The 20,708-nt window shown below is 67.0% G+C and carries 20 protein-coding genes; 8 read left to right on the forward strand and 12 right to left on the reverse strand.

Translation table 11 applies throughout. The annotated features are described in order from the left end of the window. Window positions 1-11 precede the first annotated feature (11 nt). Entirely contained in the window at window positions 12-1,340 is a 1,329-nt protein-coding gene (gene hisD, locus G6N44_RS04540; RefSeq protein WP_163661496.1) for a histidinol dehydrogenase, read from the reverse strand. A gap of 104 nt (window positions 1,341-1,444) precedes the next feature. On the opposite strand from hisD, the gene G6N44_RS04545 reads away from it, so the two are divergent. Then, window positions 1,445-1,855, forward strand: a complete 411-nt coding sequence (locus tag G6N44_RS04545) for a nitroreductase family deazaflavin-dependent oxidoreductase (RefSeq protein WP_163661498.1) — start codon at window positions 1,445-1,447, stop codon at window positions 1,853-1,855. A 21-nt stretch (window positions 1,856-1,876) separates the two neighbouring features. After that, window positions 1,877-2,512: a LysE family transporter gene (locus tag G6N44_RS04550; RefSeq protein ID WP_163661500.1), complete on the forward strand. Its 636-nt coding sequence runs from the start codon at window positions 1,877-1,879 to the stop codon at window positions 2,510-2,512. Between the two features lie 310 nt (window positions 2,513-2,822). Here the strand turns inward: G6N44_RS04550 and G6N44_RS04555 are convergent, their stop codons facing one another. Beyond that, on the reverse strand, window positions 2,823-3,260 hold the full coding sequence (locus G6N44_RS04555) for an SRPBCC family protein (RefSeq protein WP_163661503.1): 438 nt from the start codon (window positions 3,258-3,260) through the stop codon (window positions 2,823-2,825). An 86-nt stretch (window positions 3,261-3,346) separates the two neighbouring features. Here G6N44_RS04555 and G6N44_RS04560 point away from each other — a divergent pair, with 86 nt between their 5' ends. After that, window positions 3,347-4,165 carry a helix-turn-helix domain-containing protein gene (locus tag G6N44_RS04560; RefSeq protein ID WP_163661505.1) on the forward strand — a complete coding sequence of 273 codons (819 nt, stop codon included), beginning with the start codon at window positions 3,347-3,349 and terminating at the stop codon, window positions 4,163-4,165. Here G6N44_RS04560 and nadC read toward each other — a convergent pair. Genes nadC through nadA form a run of 3 tightly spaced genes read right to left on the reverse strand, consistent with a single transcriptional unit; the run spans window position 4,162 to window position 7,708 of the window. After that, entirely contained in the window at window positions 4,162-5,019 is an 858-nt protein-coding gene (gene nadC / locus G6N44_RS04565) for a carboxylating nicotinate-nucleotide diphosphorylase (protein WP_163661507.1), read from the reverse strand. The genes G6N44_RS04560 and nadC overlap by 4 nt on opposite strands. Then, window positions 5,019-6,620 carry an L-aspartate oxidase gene (locus G6N44_RS04570; RefSeq protein WP_163661509.1) on the reverse strand — a complete coding sequence of 534 codons (1,602 nt, stop codon included), beginning with the start codon at window positions 6,618-6,620 and terminating at the stop codon, window positions 5,019-5,021. Before G6N44_RS04570 ends, nadC begins: the two co-directional genes overlap by 1 nt. After that, window positions 6,617-7,708: a quinolinate synthase NadA gene (nadA, locus tag G6N44_RS04575; protein ID WP_276039267.1), complete on the reverse strand. Its 1,092-nt coding sequence runs from the start codon at window positions 7,706-7,708 to the stop codon at window positions 6,617-6,619. The genes G6N44_RS04570 and nadA overlap by 4 nt, the downstream gene beginning before the upstream one ends. A 25-nt stretch (window positions 7,709-7,733) precedes the next feature. Between nadA and G6N44_RS04580 the strand changes: the two genes are divergently transcribed. Then, window positions 7,734-8,399 (forward strand): NUDIX hydrolase, encoded by a 666-nt coding sequence (locus G6N44_RS04580; protein ID WP_179964545.1) that lies wholly within the window; start codon window positions 7,734-7,736, stop codon window positions 8,397-8,399. 42 nt (window positions 8,400-8,441) lie between these two features. Beyond that, window positions 8,442-9,773 (forward strand): lipase family protein, encoded by a 1,332-nt coding sequence (locus tag G6N44_RS04585; protein ID WP_163661515.1) that lies wholly within the window; start codon window positions 8,442-8,444, stop codon window positions 9,771-9,773. Between the two features lie 27 nt (window positions 9,774-9,800). Here the strand turns inward: G6N44_RS04585 and G6N44_RS04590 are convergent, their stop codons facing one another. The 3 genes from G6N44_RS04590 to bioB are packed head-to-tail and all read right to left on the reverse strand — an operon-like array spanning window position 9,801 to window position 11,862. Then, window positions 9,801-10,607, reverse strand: coding sequence for a DUF2567 domain-containing protein (locus G6N44_RS04590; RefSeq protein WP_407666125.1), 807 nt, complete (start codon window positions 10,605-10,607; stop codon window positions 9,801-9,803). Next, window positions 10,604-10,843, reverse strand: coding sequence for a biotin synthase auxiliary protein BsaP (gene bsaP / locus G6N44_RS04595; RefSeq protein ID WP_163661517.1), 240 nt, complete (start codon window positions 10,841-10,843; stop codon window positions 10,604-10,606). The genes G6N44_RS04590 and bsaP overlap by 4 nt, the downstream gene beginning before the upstream one ends. A gap of 11 nt (window positions 10,844-10,854) precedes the next feature. Then, complete coding sequence (gene bioB, locus G6N44_RS04600; protein ID WP_163661519.1) at window positions 10,855-11,862, reverse strand: biotin synthase BioB; 1,008 nt, start codon at window positions 11,860-11,862, stop codon at window positions 10,855-10,857. A gap of 122 nt (window positions 11,863-11,984) precedes the next feature. On the opposite strand from bioB, the gene G6N44_RS04605 reads away from it, so the two are divergent. Then, complete coding sequence (locus G6N44_RS04605) at window positions 11,985-12,602, forward strand: TetR family transcriptional regulator (RefSeq protein ID WP_163661521.1); 618 nt, start codon at window positions 11,985-11,987, stop codon at window positions 12,600-12,602. Between the two features lie 8 nt (window positions 12,603-12,610). Here the strand turns inward: G6N44_RS04605 and G6N44_RS04610 are convergent, their stop codons facing one another. Genes G6N44_RS04610 through G6N44_RS04625 form a run of 4 tightly spaced genes read right to left on the reverse strand, consistent with a single transcriptional unit; the run spans window position 12,611 to window position 16,272 of the window. Beyond that, window positions 12,611-13,120 carry a 2'-5' RNA ligase family protein gene (locus tag G6N44_RS04610; protein WP_163661523.1) on the reverse strand — a complete coding sequence of 170 codons (510 nt, stop codon included), beginning with the start codon at window positions 13,118-13,120 and terminating at the stop codon, window positions 12,611-12,613. Window position 13,121: 1 nt separating this feature from the next. Further along, window positions 13,122-13,799, reverse strand: coding sequence for a dethiobiotin synthase (bioD, locus tag G6N44_RS04615; RefSeq protein WP_163661526.1), 678 nt, complete (start codon window positions 13,797-13,799; stop codon window positions 13,122-13,124). After that, entirely contained in the window at window positions 13,796-14,944 is a 1,149-nt protein-coding gene (locus tag G6N44_RS04620) for an 8-amino-7-oxononanoate synthase (RefSeq protein ID WP_163661528.1), read from the reverse strand. The genes bioD and G6N44_RS04620 overlap by 4 nt, the downstream gene beginning before the upstream one ends. 29 nt (window positions 14,945-14,973) lie before the next feature. Next, window positions 14,974-16,272: an adenosylmethionine--8-amino-7-oxononanoate transaminase gene (locus G6N44_RS04625; RefSeq protein WP_163661530.1), complete on the reverse strand. Its 1,299-nt coding sequence runs from the start codon at window positions 16,270-16,272 to the stop codon at window positions 14,974-14,976. A 91-nt stretch (window positions 16,273-16,363) separates the two neighbouring features. Here G6N44_RS04625 and G6N44_RS04630 point away from each other — a divergent pair, with 91 nt between their 5' ends. Both G6N44_RS04630 and glgX read left to right on the forward strand, forming a co-directional pair. After that, window positions 16,364-18,535, forward strand: coding sequence for an acetyltransferase SucT (locus G6N44_RS04630; RefSeq protein WP_163661532.1), 2,172 nt, complete (start codon window positions 16,364-16,366; stop codon window positions 18,533-18,535). Between the two features lie 4 nt (window positions 18,536-18,539). Further along, window positions 18,540-20,708 carry a glycogen debranching protein GlgX gene (gene glgX / locus G6N44_RS04635; protein WP_170309381.1) on the forward strand — a complete coding sequence of 723 codons (2,169 nt, stop codon included), beginning with the start codon at window positions 18,540-18,542 and terminating at the stop codon, window positions 20,706-20,708.

Raw genomic sequence — 20,708 nt, forward strand, 5'->3', positions numbered from 1 at the left:
GCAAGCGCTCATCACCGTTCGAACCTCCGCCTTACCGCCTCGCCGTGCGCGGGCAGGTTCTCGGCCTTGGACAACGTGATCACATGTCCGGAAACGTCCTTGAGGGCGGCCTCGTCGTATTCGACGACGTGGATGCCGCGCAGGAACGTCTGCACGGACAGACCGCTGGAGTGCCGCGCGCAGCCCGCGGTCGGCAGCACGTGGTTGGAGCCGGCGCAGTAGTCACCCAGGCTGACCGGCGACCAGGCGCCGACGAAGATGGCTCCGGCAGAACGAATCCGGCCGGCCACATCGGATGCATCCTCGGTCTGGATCTCCAGGTGCTCGGCGGCATAGGCATTCACTACCCGCACGCCCGACTCCACGTCGTCGACGAGCACGATCGCGGACTGCTTGCCCGACAGGGCTACCGTCACGCGCTCGACATGCTTGGTGGTGGCCAGCTGGCGGGTGAGCTCACGGTCGGTGGCCTCGGCCAGCGCCTCACTGTCGGTGACCAGCACGCTGGCCGCCATCTCGTCGTGTTCGGCCTGGCTGATCAGGTCGGCGGCAACGTGTACCGGGTCGGCCGTGTGGTCGGCCAGGATCGCGATCTCCGTCGGGCCTGCCTCGGCGTCGATGCCGACCTGCGAGCGGCAGATCCGCTTGGCGGCCGTCACGTAGATGTTGCCGGGGCCGGTGATCATGTCGACCGGGGCGAGCTCGGCACCGTCGGTGTCGGTGCCGCCGTAAGCCAGCAGCGCCACCGCCTGCGCGCCACCGACGGCCCACACCTCACCGACGCCGAGCAGCGCTGCGGCGGCCAGGATCGTCGGGTGCGGTAGGCCGTCAAATTCCGCCTGCGGCGGGCTGGCGATCACCAGCGAATCGACGCCGGCGGTCTGCGCGGGCACCACGTTCATCACGACGCTCGACGGGTAGACCGCGTTGCCGCCGGGCACGTACAGCCCGACGCGCTCGACCGGCACCCAGCGTTCGGTGACGGTGGCACCGGGGGCCAGCGTGGTGGTGGTGTCGGTGCGGCGCTGATCGGCGTGCACCGCGCGAGCCCGGTCGATCGCGACCTGCAGAGCGGCGCGCACGTCGGGGTCGAGATCGGCAAGGGCGGTGGCCAGCCGGTCCGCGGGCACCCGCACGGCGTCGGGACGGATGCCGTCGAAGGAATGGCCGTAGTCCAGGGCGGCCTCAGCGCCGCGCTCGGCGACGGCCTCCACGATCGGGCGGACTTTGGGCACCACTGCGTCCACATCGACCCCGCCACGCGGCAGCGCGGAGCGCAACTGCGCGGCGTTCAGCACACGGTTGCGCAGGTCGATACGGGACATCTGAAACTCGGCCATCGGTTCAATTGTCCCTGATCAGTCCAGCTGATAAAAATCCGTCGCCCGTTGTCTACGGCACAGCCGGCCGTAGGGTGGCCTCAGACTGCCGAACGGAGCCCCAGATGTCCGCGAAAGACCACCCCAACAACGCCCCCGGTGCACCCATGCTGGTGCCGCCCTGGCTGGAACGCCTGCAGATCAAGTACATGAACCCGCTGGTGAAACCATTTTCCAAGCGCTTGCCGGGGTTCACCGTGATCAAACATCGGGGTCGCACCTCCGGTACGCCGTACGAGACGATCGTCACCAGCTACCGCAAGGGCAACGTCTTCGCGGTGACGCTGCTGCACGGCAAGACCAACTGGGTGAAGAACGTCATCGCGGCGGGCGGGGCCGACGTGCACCTGTTCCGTGGCGACATCAAGATCACGAATCCTCGTGTCCTGCCGGCGGGCACTGACGATCCGACGCTCCCCCGGATCCCCCGGAATGCGGCCCGCCGGATGGGCGTCTTCGTCGCAGATATCGTTTGACGCGGGCGCCAGACTGCAGACATGACCTGGCAGATCTGGCTCGCGTTTCTCGGTGCGTCGATCGCCATCAGCGTGTCCCCGGGAGCCGGGGCGATCCAGTCGATGGCGACCGGCCTGACCCATGGCGTGCGCCGTGGGACCTGGAGCGTGCTCGGACTGCAAATCGGGCTGCTTGCGCAACTGGCGTTGGTCGCCGTCGGCCTGGGAGCCGTCGTCGCCAAGTCGATGCTGGCATTCCACATCGTGAAGTGGATCGGTGTGGCGTACCTGATCCACCTGGCGATCCAGCAATGGCGTAGCGCCTCGCGGGATCTGCGCGACCGGATGGGCGGGGCGAGCGAGCGGGGCCGGCTGGCCATGGCGATGCGCGGTTTCCTGGTGAACACCACCAATCCGAAGGGCCTGGTGTTCCTGGTGGCGGTGTTGCCGCAATTCGTGGTGCCGACGGCGCCGTTGTTGCCGCAGTACCTGGCGATCGGGGCGACGATGGTCGCCGTCGATGTGGTCGTGATGAGCCTCTACACCGGTCTGGCAGCCCGGCTGCTCACCTGGCTGCAGACACCGCGGCAGCAGACCATCCTCGGCCGGGTGTTCTCCGGGCTGTTCGCCACCGCCGCCGTGGTGCTCTCGCTGGTGCGCCGCGGCGCGGCGGCCTAGCCGCCCGGCAACTCGATCAGCGACCACAATGCACCAGAAGTCACATCAGTCCCATCACTCAAATAGACTCGGGTACAACACTATTCACATTTGATTAGACACGCTCTAGACCGCGCATCACTGCTTGATGCTGACCGTAATCCGCGGCGTAAGCACCTCGATGCCCAAACATCTGCGTCCGGACCAGAGAGTTCCCTTCGACTCGCTGTACCGAGTGTGCAGCCTCTCGTCGTGACTGGCTGAAAGTACCGCAAAACGCGACACGTTCGTCACAGTGTCGGCTCCGGCCATCACCTACTCGGGCCATCACCTACTCGCCGCCCGATAAGCCAGACACGCCCTGGCTGACCGAGTTTTCCAATGCGCGTTTGATGATCGGCGCGGCCTGCTCCATCGCAGCCCGCAAGGAACCGGCGGCGTCGTCTGGCAGGACATCACGCGACCACAGGAACCGGCAACGGTGCGGGCCGTCGGCGACCACCTGCATCACCGCATTGTCGTGTTCGGGGCGCGCGGCGTCTCCGATCAGCGAGTAGGCGATTCGGTGGATCGGCTCGTCGCGGCTGACCAGGCGCTCGCGGGCAACGAATCCGTCCGCGAACGTCACGACGCGAACATCGCCGTCAGCCTCAGACGACGTCACGAAGCCCGGTGCCATGCGTACCGGGCCCTCCGCCCAGTCGCCGATCACCTGCCAGACCCGCGAACTGTCAGCTTCAACGTCGAACTCAATGTGGATTGATGCCATGACACCAGTCTGGTCGGACGCTGACCCGGTGTCTTGAACATTCTTGCAAGCCTCGACTGTCGGCCCCGAGCGCTAACGTGCAATAGGTGTTGACCGCCCAGACCCTGATCGCGCGGCCGGATTTCAGCATCTCCACCTGGAGCTGCACCGGCGAGCACGCTGACTGGTCCGAGCCCGAACGCCCGGTCGACGGGCGGTTCGTTCTGGTGCGCTCGGGGCGCTTTCACCGTCGTGGATCGGGCGGCGCGGTGGAACACGATGCGACGCTCGGCTACCTCGGTACACCCGGGGAGCCCGAACATTTCGCCCATCCGCACGGCGGGGATGCCTGTACGTCGTTGCAACTCAACGCCGAAAACTGGTGGCAACTCGCCGGGGATCCGGAACGGACCGGCCCTGCCGCCGTGTACGTCGACGCGCGGCTAGAACTGGCACACCGGCGGCTGCTGGCCGTCGGTCGCGCTGATCCCGACTATCAGCTCGCCGAGGGGCTGGTGCAGCTGGTCGGTGCGGCGCTGCGTTCGGCGGCGCAACGGCCGATACCGGCCGGATCGTCGGCTCGGCTCTCTGAGCGGCGGTTGGTGGCACAGGCCCGCGAGGCGATCAGGCAGGCCGATGACGCTGCGGTGGGCCTGTTCCCCCTGGCAGCTACTCTCGGCGTTTCCCCGTACCGGCTGAGCCGCTCGTTCAGCAATGAACTCGGGGTGTCGGTCACGCGGTACCGCAACCGGGTCCGGGTCGAACGGGCGCTCGACCACCTGCACCGCGGCGAATCCACGATGGCCGACGTCGCAGCTAGGCTGGGCTTCGCCGACCAGGCTCACTTCTGCCGCACAGTGCGCGCGCACACCGGGTGGACGCCCACCGCGACCCGACGCGAATTACGCCGAGCCGCTGCAGATTAGGTGTCCAGGCCGATATCGAGCACCCGCACCGAATGGGTGAGGGCGCCGATCGCGAGGTAGTCGACCCCGGTGCCGGCGTATTCCGCGGCGCTGTCCAGGGACAGGCCTCCCGAGGATTCCAGCAGTGTCTTTGGCGAGCGCGTGTCCCGGCGCTGAACTGCGATCTGGGTCTGCCAGACCGGAAAGTTGTCCAGCAGTACCAGCTCCACATCGGCGGACAGCACGTCGTCGAGCTGCTCGAGGGAATCCACCTCGACCTCGCACGGCAGGTCCGGCGCCTCGGCCCGGACCGCCTTGAGCGCGGCCAGCACCGACCCGGCCGCGGCGACGTGGTTGTCCTTGATCAGTGCGGCGTCGCCGAGTCCCATCCGGTGGTTGACGCCACCGCCGACCCGGACCGCGTACTTCTGCAGCGCCCGCAGGCCGGGCAGCGTCTTGCGGGTGTCGCGGATCTTGGCGTGGGTGCCGGCAACTGCGTCGACCCAGGCCGCGGTCGCGGTGGCGATTCCCGACAGGTGGCACATCAGGTTCAGCATGGTGCGCTCGGCGGTGAGCAGGCCCCGGGTCGGCGCCTCGACGGTCAGGATCGCCGACCGGGCGTCCAGTCGGGCACCGTCCTCGACACGGTCGATCACGCGGTAGCCGTCGACGCCGAGTACCTCGTCGAGCACCAGCAGCGCGATGTCGACACCCGCGGCCACGCCCGGCTCCCGGTTCACCACCGACGCCGTGGTCATCGCGTCGGCTCCGACAGTGGCCGTGGTGGTGACATCCGGGCCGTAGCGCAGGTCTTCTTCGAGTGCCCGCGCAATCGTGGCCCGCGCCTCGGCCACCTCGGTATCCGAAAGTGTCATCAGCACACCGCCGTTGCGGTGTCGAGGGCGGGACGGCCGGCTACGGCACGAATCGTCACGGAATGCTCCTGAGCGGGGTCGGTTTCGGGGTAATCGCCGCGATGGTGGCAGCCGCGGCTTTCGGTACGGGCCAGGGCCGCGACGGCGATCGCCCGTGCGGTTGCGGTGAGGGCGGCATCCTCAAAGCTCTGGCGGCTCGCAGGCTGCACCGAGCGCGCGCCGGCCAGAACGGCGTCGAGCCGACGCAGACCGTCGGCGTCGCGGACCACTGAGGCGAATTCGGACATGTTCCGCTGCAAGACATCTCGGTCGACCGAGTGTTGACGGCGATCCTGCGGCGCTTGTGCGCGCACCGTGCCTGCCGCACCGGCATGCTCGGCGGCCAGCCGACCGGCGCGGCCGCCGACGACCAGCCCTTCCAGCAGGCTGTTGGAGGCCAATCGGTTGGCCCCGTGCATGCCCGTCCGGGCCACCTCCCCCGCGGCGAACAGGCCGGGCAGTTCGGTGCGTCCGTGCACGTCGGTGACGACACCGCCGCAGCTGTAGTGGGCGCCGGGCACCACCGGGATGGGTTGGCGGGTCGGGTCGACACCGGCTTCCGCGCAGGCTGCGGCGACGGTGGGAAACCGGTCTCCGAACTCGGCGACGCCCCGGGCGTCGAGGTACACGCATGGGTCACCGGATGTACTCATCCGCGCGTTGACGGCCGCGGCCACCACATCACGTGGGGCCAGGTCCCCCATCGGGTGTACCCCTTGGGTCACCGAATCACCTTGAGAATCAATGAGTATGGCGCCTTCACCACGCAGCGCTTCGGTGATGAGCGGGCGCCGGCCACCACCATTTTCGACATAGAGCATCGTGGGGTGGAACTGGACGAACTCGATGTCGCGGACCGGGACACCGGCCCACAGTGCCAGCGCAATGCCGTCACCGGTCGAGCCACTGGGGTTGGTGGTGGCCGTGTAAACGTGACCGAGCCCTCCGGTGGCCAGGATGACCGAGGGCGCGTGCACGATGCCCAGGCCGTCCTCGTTGCGGACCAGCACACCGGTGACGGTGGCCTCGTCGCGTAGGACCTGCAGCGCCACATGATCGCGGCGGATGTCGAGCCTGGACGCCGCGGAATCGAGGGCCCGCTGCACCTCGGCCCCGGTCGCGTCGCCGCCCGCATGAATGATCCGACGTTGGGTGTGTCCGCCCTCGCGGGTCAGTGCCCAACGCCCGGGGGTGGTTTCGTCGAACTGCGCACCGTCGGCGACCAGTTCGGCCACCGCGTCGTAGCCGGCCGCGACGATGGAGCGCACCGCATCCGGGTCGCACAGACCGCCGCCGGCGGCGACGGTGTCGGCGACATGCGTCTCGACCGAGTCATCGGTGTCCGGCAGAACCACGGCGATCCCACCCTGGGCATGGAAAGTCGCCGTCTCGCGGGCCTTGCTCAGCACCACCACCCGGCGGCCACGGCGATGCGCGGCCAAGGCCGCCACCAGGCCCGCGACCCCGGTGCCGACCACGACGACATCAGCGCGCTGCTGCCACAGCGTCGAACTGCCGCAGGCGAAGCGGCTCGATCCCCGGGCACTGCCCGTCGGCGTCATTCGCCGCCGCCGGGCTGACCAATCGCAATCATTCGCTGCACGCTGGCACGACCCAGCCGAGCGGTCTCGGGATCGACGTGCACCTCGTCGGCGCCTTCGATCAGGCAGCGCAGCAGCGCGGCCGGAGTGATCATCTTCATGTAGGTGCACGACGCGCGGTCGTTGACGGCCAGGAAGTCGACTTCGGGTGCGGCCCTTCGCAGCTGGTGCAGCATGCCGACCTCGGTGGCGACGAGTACCTGCCGGGCACTGGTCTCGCGGGCCGCATCGAGCATGCCGCCGGTGGACAGGATCTTCACCCGCTCCTCGGGAACCGCGCCCTCACCTGCGAGGTAGAGCGCCGAGGTGGCGCAACCACATTCGGGGTGCACGAACAGTTCGGCGTCGGGGTGCGACCGGGCCTGGGCGGCCAGCTCGTCGCCGTTGATGCCGGCGTGCACGTGGCATTCACCGGCCCAGACATGCAAGTTCTTGCGACCGGTGACGCGGCGCACGTGCGCGCCCAGGAACTGATCCGGGCAGAACAGCACCTCGCGGTCCTCGGGTATCGAGGCCACCACCTCGACGGCATTCGAGGATGTGCAGCAGATATCGGTCAGCGCCTTCACCGCGGCGGTGGTGTTGACGTAGGACACGACGACCGCACCGGGGTGCTCGTCTTTCCAGGCCTGCAACTCGTCGGCGGTGATCGAATCGGCCAGCGAGCAACCGGCCCGCTGGTCGGGGATCAGGACCGTCTTGTCGGGGCTGAGCATCTTGGCCGTCTCGGCCATGAAGTGCACACCGCAGAACACGATCGTGTCTTCGGGAGCCTCGGCGGCGACGCGCGACAGCGCCAGTGAATCACCCACGTGGTCGGCGACGTCCTGGATGGCCGGCAGCTGGTAATTGTGCGCCAGCAGCGTCGCACCGCGCAGGTCGGCCAGACGGCGGATCTCAGCGGCCCATTTCTCGTCGCCGTCTACGCCGGAATAGCCGCCGGGGCCATCGACGATCTGTTCCGCCAAACCCCCCGCGAGGGTGTCATCGAGAGCGGTCACGTCGACCTCCTCCACTGAATCAGGTTTTCGACTTACAATCGAAAACATGCAATATGGTAACACCGCGCACGAAGTGCTTGCCGCCGTGTTCCAGGTTCGCGGCCTCGACACCCGGCAACCCGAACTCAACGTGCTGTTATGGCAACGCGCACTGGATCCCGAGCGGGACAAATGGTCCCTGCCGGGCGGCCGGCTGGGTGACGACGAGGACCTGATCAGCTCGGTTCGGCGACAGCTGGCCGAGAAGGTTGACCTGCGTGAACTTGCCCACCTCGAACAATTGGCCGTGTTCTCCGACCCCTATCGGGTCCCGGACGTGCGGACCATCGCATCCACGTTCCTGGGCCTCATGCCGTCCCCTTCGACCCCTGCCCTACCGCCGGACACCCGGTGGCATCCGGTCAGCGACCTGCCCCCGATGGCCTTCGACCACGCGCCGATGGTCGAACACGCGCGCAACCGGCTGGTAGCCAAGATGTCATACACCAACATCGGATTCGCCTTGGCGCCAAAAGAATTCGCCCTGTCCACGCTGCGTGACATCTACAACGCCGCCCTCGACTATCAAGTCGACGCCACAAACCTGCAGCGAGTTCTGGAACGTCGAAAAGTGATCACCCGCACCGGCACGACGGCACGATCCGGTCGCAGTGGCGGACGACCCGCGGCGCTGTATCGCTTCACCGATTCCCGGTACCGCGTGACCGATGAATTCGCCGCGTTGCGCCCACCCGTGTGAGTCGACTGGATTCTTAGACCCTTCTTAAGCAAGAATGCCGGGATGGACTTGGGTAGTGCGGCAAGAGCCTCCAAAGCCGAATGGATCGGTCGAGCACCTCACGAGGAGCTCGACCGAGCGTCGCGCCCCACGCTTCCTCACGACGATCCGTTCTACGCCCCACCTGCGGGGTTCGAGCATTCCGAGCCCGGAACCGTCCTGCGCAGCCGTGACGTCGAGCTGGCCTTTCTCGGCTTGATCCCGCAGCGCCTGCAGGCCACCCAGCTGCTGTACCGCTCCACCGACCGCAACGGCAACCCCGAAGCTGCGGCCACGACCGTCATCGTCCCCGCCGACGCCGCAGCCGACTGCCCGGTGGTGTCTTACCAGTGCGCGATCGACGCCATCTCGGCCCGGTGCTTCCCGTCCTACGCGCTGCGCCACCACGCGAAGGCCACCGGCTCCCTGGCCCAGCTGGAGCTCCTTTTGATCTCCGCCGCGCTGGCCGAGGGCTGGGCCGTCTCGGTTCCCGACCACGAGGGCGTCAACGGCATGTGGGGCGCACCCTACGAGCCCGGTTACCGGGTGCTCGACGGCTTGCGTGCGGCGATCAACACCGAGCACCTCTCGTTGTCACCGATCGCACGCATCGGTCTGTGGGGATACTCCGGCGGCGGCCTGGCCAGTGCCTGGGCAGCCGAGATGGCCGGCAGCTACGCCCCTGAGCTCAATATCGTCGGCGCGGTCCTCGGCTCTCCCGTCGGCAACCTCGGAAACACGTTCCGCCGGCTCAACGGCACGATGTTCTCCGGGCTGCCGGCTCTCGTAGTGGCCGCGCTCGCCGATATCTACCCCAACCTCAACCGGGTGATCGCCGAGCACGCCACCACCGAGGGACGCAAGGTCCTGGACCGGTTGCACCGAATGACCACTGTGGAGGCCGTCGTGCGGATGTTCCGCACCGACATGGCCGACCTGGTGGACCTGCCGCTCGATGAGATCCTGGACGGTCCAGAGGTCAGCGAAGTGTTCAACGACACCAAACTCGGTGTGGCCGTGCCGGTTCCGCCGGTTCTGATCGTGCAGGCCGTGCACGACGAGATCATCTCGGTCGACGACATCGACGAACTCGCCGATACCTACCTGGCCGGCGGCGCCGACGTGACCTACCACCGCGACATGTTCAGCGAACACCTGCTGCTGCACCCGTTCTCGGCGCCGATGGCGCTGCGCTGGTTGACCGACCGGTTCGCCGACCGCCCGCTGACCGCCAACCTGGTGCGGTCCAAGTGGCCGGCGCTGCTGAACCCGATCACCTACATGGGCATGGCGCGACTGGCCAGCATCGCCACCAAAGTCGCGATGGGCCGCACGGTCCGGCGACGCCCGCTCTGAGGGCCGCAATCCAGTCCGGGGGCTGGATCAAACGCCCGGAGGGCTGACCACCGGTGGGATCACCGGATAGGGCGGCATCTCCACAGGCGGCCACGCACCGAGATCATCACGGACCGTGGACACCGCGATCAACGCGTAGACCATCGCGGCCATGGCCGCTGGGAACAGGATGGTGCCGGCGACCTGTAGCGCCGTATGGCCGAAAAATACGGATGCGGCTTCCACCGCGTAGTGGACGCGGTGTTCCGGGGTGACCGGAGCCCCGGCAATGTCGACGGAACCGAACCGCAGATGGGCCAACGCCGCACCGACGCCGGCAGCCACCGCCGCGGCCACCCCGCACCCGACAGACAACGCGGCGACCAGAACCGGCCCGCGATGCGCAGTCCACTGCCACAGTGCCACCGCGGCCACGACCGCCAGGACGACAAGCATGCCGACGAGCAAGAATGCCGACGTGAAGAAGTGGTCGGATTCACCGCCCAGATAGGCGTGCACCCGCTCACCACTGCGGGTCAGCGCCACCACGCCGTGAATCTCCGGGGCGAGCCAGGCCCACAACGCGCCGATCACCGCACCCGCCGCCGCAAGGCCGGCGATCACGATCAATACCGCCCGCTGCCGTGAAACACGCGGCGCGCCAAGGATATCGGCAGGAGCCGCCGTGACGACGACACCCTGCTCTTCGCCCGAGAGGCTCATCGGGGCCTTCTGCTCTTCGCCCGAGAGGCTCATCGGGGCCTTCTGCTCTTCGCCCGAGAGGCTCATCGGGGCCTTCTGCTCTTCGCCCGAGAGGCTCATCGGGGCCTTCTGCTCTTCGCCCGAGAGGCTCATCGCCGCGTATCCAGGTCCAGAGAATCCACCTGCCCATGCCGCGAACACTTGGCCCACCACCCGGTGGGCCGCACCTGGACGATCATCCGGCGGCCGCACTCGGCGCAGAACCGGGGCGGTTCCAGGCCGAGCTGAGCGGCGGTGGGAACGACACTTCCGTCCGCCGCGTCCACCTGGACCCCGGTGTAGACGTTGTATAGGCCGGCGCCGACGGGCGCGGGCAAATCGTGAACCATCACCACCAGTTCTACAGGGTGGCGTTCAGCGCCTTGATCGGCATCTGCAGATCATCGAGCAATTCCAGGTCCGACTCGGCCGGGCGACCCAGCGTGGTCAGGTAGTTGCCGACGATGACGGCGTTGATGCCGCCCAGGATGCCCTGCTTGGCGCCCAGATCACCCAGGGTGATCTCGCGCCCGCCGGCGAAGCGCAGCATGGTGCGCGGCAGCGCCAACCGGAAAGCGGCGACGGCACGCAGCGCGTCCGCGGCCGGCAGCACCTCGAGATCGCCGAACGGCGTGCCCGGGCGGGGGTTGAGGAAGTTCAGCGGCACCTCGTGCGGGTTGAGTTCGGCCAGGTTGGCGGCGAACTCGGCACGCTGCTCCAGCGTTTCCCCCATGCCGAGGATGCCGCCGCAGCAGACCTCCATACCGGCCTCGCGCACCATTTCCAGGGTGCCCCAGCGCTCCTCCCAGGAGTGCGTGGTGACGACGTTCGGGAAGTACGACTGCGCGGTCTCCAGGTTGTGGTTGTAGCGGTGTACGCCCATCTCCTTGAGGCGGTCCACCTGCTCCTGGGTCAGCATGCCCAGCGAGCACGCGATCTGGATGTCGACCTCGTTGCGGATCGCCTCGATGCCTGCGGCCACCTGGGCCAGCAGTCGCTCGTCGGGCCCGCGCACTGCGGCAACGATGCAGAACTCGGTGGCACCGGTCTTGGCGGTCTGCTTGGCGGCCTCGACCAGGCTCGGGATGTCGAGCCAGGCGCTGCGCACCGGGGAGGCGAACAGACCCGACTGCGAACAGAAGTGGCAGTCCTCCGGGCAGCCGCCGGTCTTGAGGCTGATGATGCCCTCGACCTCGACCTCGGGGCCACACCACTTCATCCGGACCTCGTGCGCCAGGGCCAGCAGCTCTTCGAGCTGGTCGTCGGGAAGCTGCAGCACCTGCAACGTCTGGTCCTTGTCGAGGCCGACGCCACGCTCCAGAACCTGCTCGCGAGCTACGCCCAATACATCTACGGCTGCCTGCGTCACCGAAACGTCCTCCTGTGGATCGTGTGGCCGGCTGAGCCGACAATTGAACACGTCGGCCGGGCCGACAATTGAACACGTCGGCTGAGCCGACAATTGAACACCGTTCAGGCTAGGGTAACGGTGTGCAACTCCACAAACCCGACGTGGTGGATGCGGCGACGGCCATCCTCGACAACTACGGCATCGCCGACCTGACGATGCGGCGCCTGGCCCGTGAGCTCAACGTCAGCCCGGGTGCGTTGTACTGGCATTTCGCCAACAAGCAGGAACTGCTCGGCGCCGTAGCCGACCGCATTCTGGAACCCGTCCGCCGCGATCACACTGCCTCCGCTTGGCCGGGCCGGATCCACCAGATCGGCGCGGCGCTGCGTGACGCGCTGCTGTCCCACACCGACGGAGCCGAGCTTGTGTCGTCCAGCTTCGCTGCCGGGCAATCTCAGATCGCCGGCGACATCGTCACCCAGCTCGCCGGCGCCGCCCAGCGGGCCGGCGTGGTGTCACCCGATGACGAGTTGGCCGCCCGGACAGTGCTCTATTACGTACTCGGCTTCACCGCCGATGAGCAGTCCCGCCTGCAATGGGACGCTGCAGGAGCGTTGGCCGATGACCAGTCGGTGCTTCACCGCGACACGTCACGCCAGTTCGCGTTCGGCCTGCAATTGCTGGTCGACGGGTTGGCGGTGCGCGGCGCGAGCACGCTCAGCGCCGGACGCGACGTGCTGCAACACAGGCAGGACTGACCGACCTGTCAGCCGATCGGGTACTCGACGCGCTTGTCGCCGTCCCAATGCCGTAGCCCGGTCACCTGACCGACGATCTCTGCGGGACGTCCGGCGATCCGCACGGCGGTGGCCAACCTGGCCGGCGCGATCCGCCGGGCCAGCGTCACATGCGGAGTCCAGTTTGCCGGTTCGGCGTGCGGCATCGGGGCCGGCTCCATGAACGGCAGGCACAGTCGATACACCTCGGCCTGGATTTCGAGCAGCTCGTCGGTCGGGACCAAGAGCCGGGCCAGCACTCCGGCCGAGCGCCCGAAGATGAGCGTCGCGCCGAGCCTGCACGGTAGTGGGAACCGGTGGACGATGCCCTGCAGCACCGCCTCGGACCCACGGTCGATGTGTTGGGCAACGGTCAGCGTCGAATGCGGTCGGCCGGCAGGCGCCTGGCTGGGAATGTCGGCGTCGCGCAGTGCATCCCAGATCCGCCGGACCGCGGCTTCGGTGTCCGGGTCGAAGACCAGCTCGACGGAATGGACCATGTCAGGGCAGGCCGGTCAGCCAGTTCGGGTCGAAGGCATCGACGCATATTTTCGCGAACTCGTCGGCGCTTGCGCTGCCGAGTCCTGACGGGAGTACAGCGCGGACCGGTGCCAACTGCGCCAGCGCGTCGCGGTTGCCCAGCTCGGCGACGCCCGGGCTCTCCGGCCAGGCTCCGACCACCAGGCCGGCACATGGAATCCCTTGACCAGCAAGTGATTCCAACGTCAATGCGGTGTGGTTGAGTGTCCCCAACCCCGGTGACACCACCACCAGAACGGCCGCGGACAGATCAGCTGCCAGATCACGCAGCGTGACGCCTTCGGCGCCCAGTTCGACGAGGAGACCACCGGCACCTTCGACGAGGGTCAGCCCGCCGGGGATCTCGACACCGCGCACCGCGGCCGCCAACTCCGCACGAGTCGGCAGCGCCAGTGCGGCCCGGTGCGCGGCCGCCACCGGAGCGAGCGGTTCCGGGTAGCGCCAGCCCCCATGCAGGTTGTCAACCCCGGACAGCCGGTGCACCTCAGCGAGGTCGTTGTCGCCGTCGACAGTTCCGGTCTGCACGGGCTTGCACACCGCGACCGCAAGGCCGGCAAGCCGTGCGGCACAGGCCAATGCCGCGGTCGTCACCGTCTTGCCGACACCGGTGTCGGTCCCGGTGACGACCAGCGTGCTCACAATCGGGCCTCGGAAAGGACCTCGGTCAACACCTGGCGGGCCAGCTCCATCTCGTTGGCGGTCAGCGAGGCCCGGGCCGTCAAGCGCAGTCGCGACGTGCCCTCGGGCACCGTCGGCGGGCGGAAACAGCCCACCCGTACACCGCGGTCCAGGCAGGCTGCGGCAGCAGCCACCGAGACTTCGGGGTCACCGAGGATCACCGAGACGACGGCGGAATCGGGCACCGCGGCATCGCCGCAAATCCGGGCCAACTCGGCCGCACGATCCAACACGGCTTGCGCCCGCTGAGGTTCGGCGATCAACACCCGCAGCGCCGCCCACGCCGCGCCGACGGCCGCCGGCGCCAGGCCGGTATCGAAGATGAACGGGCGGGCGGCGTCGATCAAATGAGCGCGGACGGGCTCAGGGCCGAGCACCACGCCGCCCTGGCTGCCCAACGACTTCGACAACGTCGTCGTCATCACCACCTCTGGCGCCCCGGCCAGGCCAGACTCGTACAACAGGCCCTGCCCGCCCGGACCGCGAACCCCCAACCCATGTGCCTCGTCGACGAGCAGCAGCGCACCGTGCCGGCGGCAGACCCCGTGCAACTCGCGCAGCGGCGCCAGGGCCCCGTCCGTGCTGAACACCGATTCGGTCAGGACCACCGCACGTTCCTCTGTGCGTGATGACAGCGCGGCATCGACGGCGCCGACGTCCAGGTGCGGCGTGACGGCCACCCGCGCACGGGACAGCCGACACGCATCGACCAGAGAAGCGTGGGTCAGCGCGTCGGACACCAGCAGCGAGCCTGGACCGGACAACGCGACGACGGCGCCCAGGTTGGCGGTGTATCCGGAGGAGAAGACCAGGGCCGACTCGGCGCCGATGAAGGTCGCCAGAGCGTTCTCGAATTCTTCGTGCAACTCGGTGTTTCCGGTGACCAGCCGCGAACCACCGGCACCGGCTCCCCAGGTGCGCAGCGCCTCGATGCCGCCATCCAGCACGTCTGGGTGTTGAGACAACCCGAGATAGTCGTTGGAGGCCAGATCCAGTTCGGTGGCCACCGCGGGGCGGGTACGCAACTCACGGCGAAGGCCGGCCTGCCTGCGCCGCGTTTCGACGTCAGCCAGCCAGGCCAACGGTGATAGATCGGTGCGTGTCACGGTTGCTCCTCGCTAGGATTGAACACCGTTCAGGTTAGTGCACGGGCCACGCCGACCATGCCTGTGGTGATCTGTTCCACCTCCGCCGGCGTGCAGATGAAGGGCGGCATGGCGTAGATCAGTTTGCCGAACGGGCGCAGCCAGACCCCGTGGCGCAATGCGGCCAGCGTCGCCACCCGCATATCCACCGGCTGGCACATCTCGATCACGCCGATGGCGCCCAGCACCCGGACGTCGGCAACGCCTGGCAATGCGCGCGCCGGCTCGAGTCCCTCCCGCAGGCCCGCCTCGATCTCGGCCACCCGGGCCGGCCAATCACCGCCGACCAGTAGTTCCACCGCGGCCACACCCACCGCGCAGGCCAGTGCGTTGGCCATGAACGTCGGACCGTGCATGAGCGCACCGGGCTCCCCCGCGCTGATCGTCCGCGCGACCTCACGGGTGCACAGCGTGGCGGCCAGCGTGATGTAGCCGCCGGTCAGTGCCTTGCCGACGCACATGATGTCCGGACTCACCCCGGCGTGCTCGGCGGCGAACAACTTTCCGGTGCGGCCGAATCCGGTGGCGATCTCGTCGAAGATCAGCAGAACATCGTGACGATCGCAGATGGCGCGCAGGTCCGACAGGTAGCGGGGGTCGTGAAAGCGCATCCCGCCGGCACCTTGCACCACGGGTTCGACGATCACCGCGGCGAGTTCGTCGGCGTGTTCGGCCAACTGTTGTTCGAACGCCTCGATATAGGACGGCCGGTAATCGGCGGGTACGGGCGGGGCGAAAATCTGGGGCACCAGGACATCCGCCCACAGGGAATGCATGCCGCCGTCGGGGTCACACACGCTCATCGGGGTGAAGGTGTCACCGTGATACCCGCCGCGCCACGTCATCAGGCGGTGCTTGGTGCCGCGGCCCAGGCTGCGCCAGTACTGCAGCGCCATCTTGACCGCCACCTCGACCGAAACCGACCCGGAATCGCTGAAGAACACCGTCTCCAGCCCCTCGGGGGTGAGTTCGACCAGCAGCTGGGCCAGCCGTGCCGCCGGCGCGTGCGTCAGGCCGCCGAACATGACGTGGTTCATGGTCGCGAGTTGGTCGTTGATCGCACGGTCGAGCACCGGATGCCCGTGCCCGTGCACGGCCGTCCACCAGGACGCCATCGCATCGATCACCTCGATCGGTGCACCGTCGGTCGGGTCGATCACAGTCATCCATGCGCCCTTGGCCCCGACCGCCACCACCGGCGGCAACGCCTGCGCGCCCATGGCGCTGTAGGGGTGCCAGATGTGGGCCGCATCGATGGCATTGATCTGCGCTGGGGTCAGCTCAGCCACAGTCGGGCAGCCTAGCCCTTTGCTCACCTACTGTGACGCACGCATCCGAAATGTGAGCTGTCGGCCGATGTTAGGTAAATTGGCCTCGATCATGAGAACCCTTGACGCCCCCCGGACGGAGCCCGGCACCGAATCGGGTTCCGATTCGCGCGCTGTCATGGGCAGCCGATCATCGGGGTTCTACCGGCACGATCTCGACGGACTGCGCGGTATCGCCATCGCCCTGGTCGCGATGTTCCACATCTGGTTCGGCCGGGTTTCCGGTGGTGTCGACGTTTTCCTGGCGCTGTCCGGGTTCTTTTTCGGCGGCAAGATCCTGCGTATCGCGCTCAACCCGGAAGCGCCGCTGTGGCTGCTTCCCGAAGTGGTTCGACTGATCCGGCGATTGCTTCCCGCGTTGGTCGTGGTGCTTGCCGCAGCCGCGGTGCTGACCATCCTGGTCCAGCCCGAGACCCGCTGGGAGGCGTTTGCTGACCAAAGCCTGGCAAGCCTGGGCTACTACCAGAACTGGGAACTGTCCAACACGGCCGCGGACTACCTTCGCGCCGGTGAGGCGGTCAGTCCGCTTCAACACATCTGGTCGATGTCGGTCCAGGGGCAGTTCTATGTGGCCTTCCTGGTGCTGGTCTTCGGGTTCGCTTTCCTCGGCCGCCGGATCTTCGGGCGGCACCTACGCACCGCGTTCATCGTTCTACTGGGCGCCCTGACCATCGCGTCCTTCGTGTACGCGATCATCGCCCACAACACCGACCAGGCGACCGCCTATTACAACAGCTTCGCCCGCGGCTGGGAGCTGCTGATCGGCGCACTCGCGGGGGCCTTGGTCCCGGCGGTGCGGTGGCCGATGTGGCTGCGCACGATCCTGGCGACTGTCTCGCTGGCCGCGATCCTGACGTGCGGCTGGTTCATCGACGGCGTCAAGGAGTTTCCGGGGCCGTGGACGCTGGTTCCGGTCGGAGCGACCGTTCTGTTCATCCTGACCGCAGCCAACCGGACCGACGATCCGAGCAGCGCCCAACGGCGGCTGCCCACACCCAATCGGATGTTGGCCACCAGACCGTTCGTGGCACTCGGCGCAATGGCCTACTCGCTGTATCTGTGGCACTGGCCGCTGTTGATCTTCTGGCTCTCGTACTCGGGTCATGCCCACGCCAACTTTCTCGAGGGCACGATCGTGCTGGTGATCTCGGGAGTTCTGGCCTGGCTCACCACGCGCTACATCGAGGAGCCGCTGCGCGCACAGAAGTCGAAGACCGCCGGCCCTGCACCGGCCGTCCCGCTACGGGTGCGGCTGCGCAGGCCGACGATCGTCCTCGGCTCCACCGTCGCCCTGCTCGGGGTGGCGTTGACGGCCACCTCGTTCACCTGGCGTGAGCACGTCACCGTGCAGCGTGCCAGTGGCAAGGAACTGTCGGGGCTGTCGGCCCGCGACTATCCGGGGGCGCGCGCCCTGGTCAATCATGCGCGGGTGCCCAAGCTACCGATGCGCCCCACTGTGCTCGAGGCCAAGAACGACCTGCCGCAGTCCACGACCGACGGATGTATCAGCGATTTCGCCAGCGTCGACGTGATCAACTGCACCTACGGCGACAAGAACGCGACGCGTACCATCGCAGTGGCCGGCGGTTCGCACGCTGAACACTGGATCACCGCACTGGACCTGCTGGGCCGCCTGCACGACTTCAAGGTGGTCACCTACCTCAAGATGGGGTGTCCGTTGACCACAGAGGAAACTCCGCTGGTGATGGGCGACAACCGGCCGTATCCGAAATGCCATGAATGGAACGAAAAAGTGATGGCCAAGCTCATCGCTGATCGTCCCGACTTCGTCTTCACCACCTCGACCCGCCCGTGGAACATCAAGCCCGGCGACGTGATGCCAGGCACCTACATCGGAATCTGGGAATCCTTCTCCAAGAACAACATTCCCGTCTTGGCCATGCGCGACACCCCGTGGCTGACCCGGAACGGCAAGCCGTTCTTCCCCTACGACTGCCTGGCCAAGGGTGGCGATTCCGTATCCTGCGGCATCGAGCGGTCCAAGGTACTCTCCGATCACAACCCCACGTTGGATTTCGTCGGAAGGTTTCCCCTGCTCAAGCCACTCGACATGAGCGATGCGGTGTGCCGGAAGGACTATTGTCGTGTGGTCGAGGGAAATGTGTTGCTCTATCACGATTCCCACCACCTCTCGACCACCTACATGCGCACCATGACGGGTGAACTGGGCCGTCAGATGGCGGCGGCCACCGGTTGGTGGTGAGACCATGCCACCGTCGTCCGACATACCGCCGTCACCACCACCGACGCCGATGTCGATGGTCTGGCCCGGTGAGCCCTACCCGCTCGGTGCGACCTACGACGGGGCGGGGACCAACTTCTCGTTGTTCTCCGAAGTCGCCGAGCGCGTCGAGCTGTGCCTGATCGCCAAAGACGGTTCCGAACACCGGATCAACCTGGAGGAGGTCGACGGCTACGTCTGGCACGCCTACCTGCCCACGGTCACCCCCGGACAGCGCTACGGCTATCGGGTGTACGGACCGTGGGATCCCGGCGCCGGGCACCGGTGTGATCCCAGCAAGCTGCTGTTGGACCCGTACGGCAAATCGTTTCACGGCGACTTCGACTTCAGCCAGGCGTTGTTCTCCTACGACATGACGGCCGAGCCCCTCGGCACCGGCACGCCACCCCAGGTCGACTCCCTGGGGCACACCATGACCAGCGTGGTGATCACCCCGTTCTTCCAATGGGGATCCGACCGGGCACCGAAGACCCCGTACCACGACACGGTGATCTACGAGGCACACGTCAAGGGCATGACCCAGACCCACCCGGGAATCCCCGAAGAACTCCGGGGCACGTACGCCGGGCTGAGTCACCCGGTGGTCATCGAACACCTGCAGTCGCTGAATATCACCGCGATCGAACTGATGCCGGTGCACCAGTTCATGCACGACCACCGACTGCTCGACCTCGGGTTGCGAAACTACTGGGGTTACAACACGGTCGGCTTCTTCGCCCCGCACTTCCAGTACGCGGCCACCCGGCACGCCGGCGGTGCGGTGGCCGAGTTCAAAACCATGGTCAAGGCGTTCCACGATGCGGGTATCGAGGTCATACTCGACGTCGTCTACAACCACACAGCCGAGGGAAACCACCTCGGTCCGACCATCAATTTCCGCGGCATCGACAACGCCGCGTACTACCGTCTGCTCGACGGCCAACCCGAGTACTACAAGGATTTCACCGGAACCGGCAACAGCCTCAACGCGCGACATCCGCACACGTTGCAGCTGATCATGGACTCCCTGCGGTACTGGGTGCTCGAGATGCACGTCGACGGTTTCCGGTTCGATCTGGCCTCGACCCTGGCCCGCGAGTTCTATGACGTGGACCGGCTTTCGGCGTTCTTCGATCTGGTCCAACAGGATCCGGTGGTCAGCCAGGTGAAGCTGATCGCCGAGCCGTGGGACATCGGCGAGGGTGGCTATCAGGTCGGAAATTTTCCGGGTTTGTGGACCGAATGGAACGGGAAGTATCGCGATACCGTGCGCGATTACTGGCGGGGCGAGCCCTCAACCCTGGGTGAGTTCGCCTCCCGGCTGACCGGTTCCTCGGACCTGTACGAGGCGACGGGGCGGCGCCCGAGCGCAAGCATCAACTTCGTCACGTGTCACGACGGGTTCACTCTCAACGACCTGGTCTCCTACAACGAGAAGCACAACGAGGCCAACGGTGAGGACAACCGCGACGGCGAGAGCCACAACCGCTCGTGGAACTGCGGGGTCGAGGGAGCGACCGACGACCCGGAGATTCTGGCGCTGCGCGCAAAGCAGATGCGCAACATCACCGGGACGTTGATGCTGTCCCAGGGCACACCGATGATCGCCCATGGTGACGAGATCGGCCGGACCCAACTGGGCAACAACAATGTGTACTGCCAAGATTCCGAATTATCCTGGATGGACTGGTCACTGCTCGAAACGAACGCCGACCATCTGGAATTCACCCGCCGGGCCCTGGCATTCCGTAAGCGCCATCCGGCATTTCGGCGCAGGCGATTCTTCGAGGGCAAACCGATCCGCAGTGGCGATCAGGTCCGCGACATCGCCTGGCTCACCCCGGCAGGCACGGAGATGACTCCCGAGGACTGGGAAACCGGGCTGGGCACGTGTGTGGCCGTGTTCCTCAACGGTGATTCGATCCTCGCCCCCAACGGTCGCGGCGAACGTGTCGTCGACGACACGTTCTTGTTGTGCTTCAACGCCAATGACCACGAGCAGGATTTCGTCACACCGAACGGCGACTACGCCAAAGAGTGGGTGGGCGACCTGGATACGGCAAGCCCAATCGGCAACTCCGATCTGGTCGTCGCCGCAGGCGAGAAGATCTTGCTCCAGGCCCGGTCTCTGCTCGTCCTGCGCAAGACGGCCTGA

Origin of the sequence: Mycolicibacterium alvei, from assembly GCF_010727325.1 — a bacterium.
GTDB classification, from domain to species: Bacteria; Actinomycetota; Actinomycetes; order Mycobacteriales; family Mycobacteriaceae; genus Mycobacterium; species Mycobacterium alvei.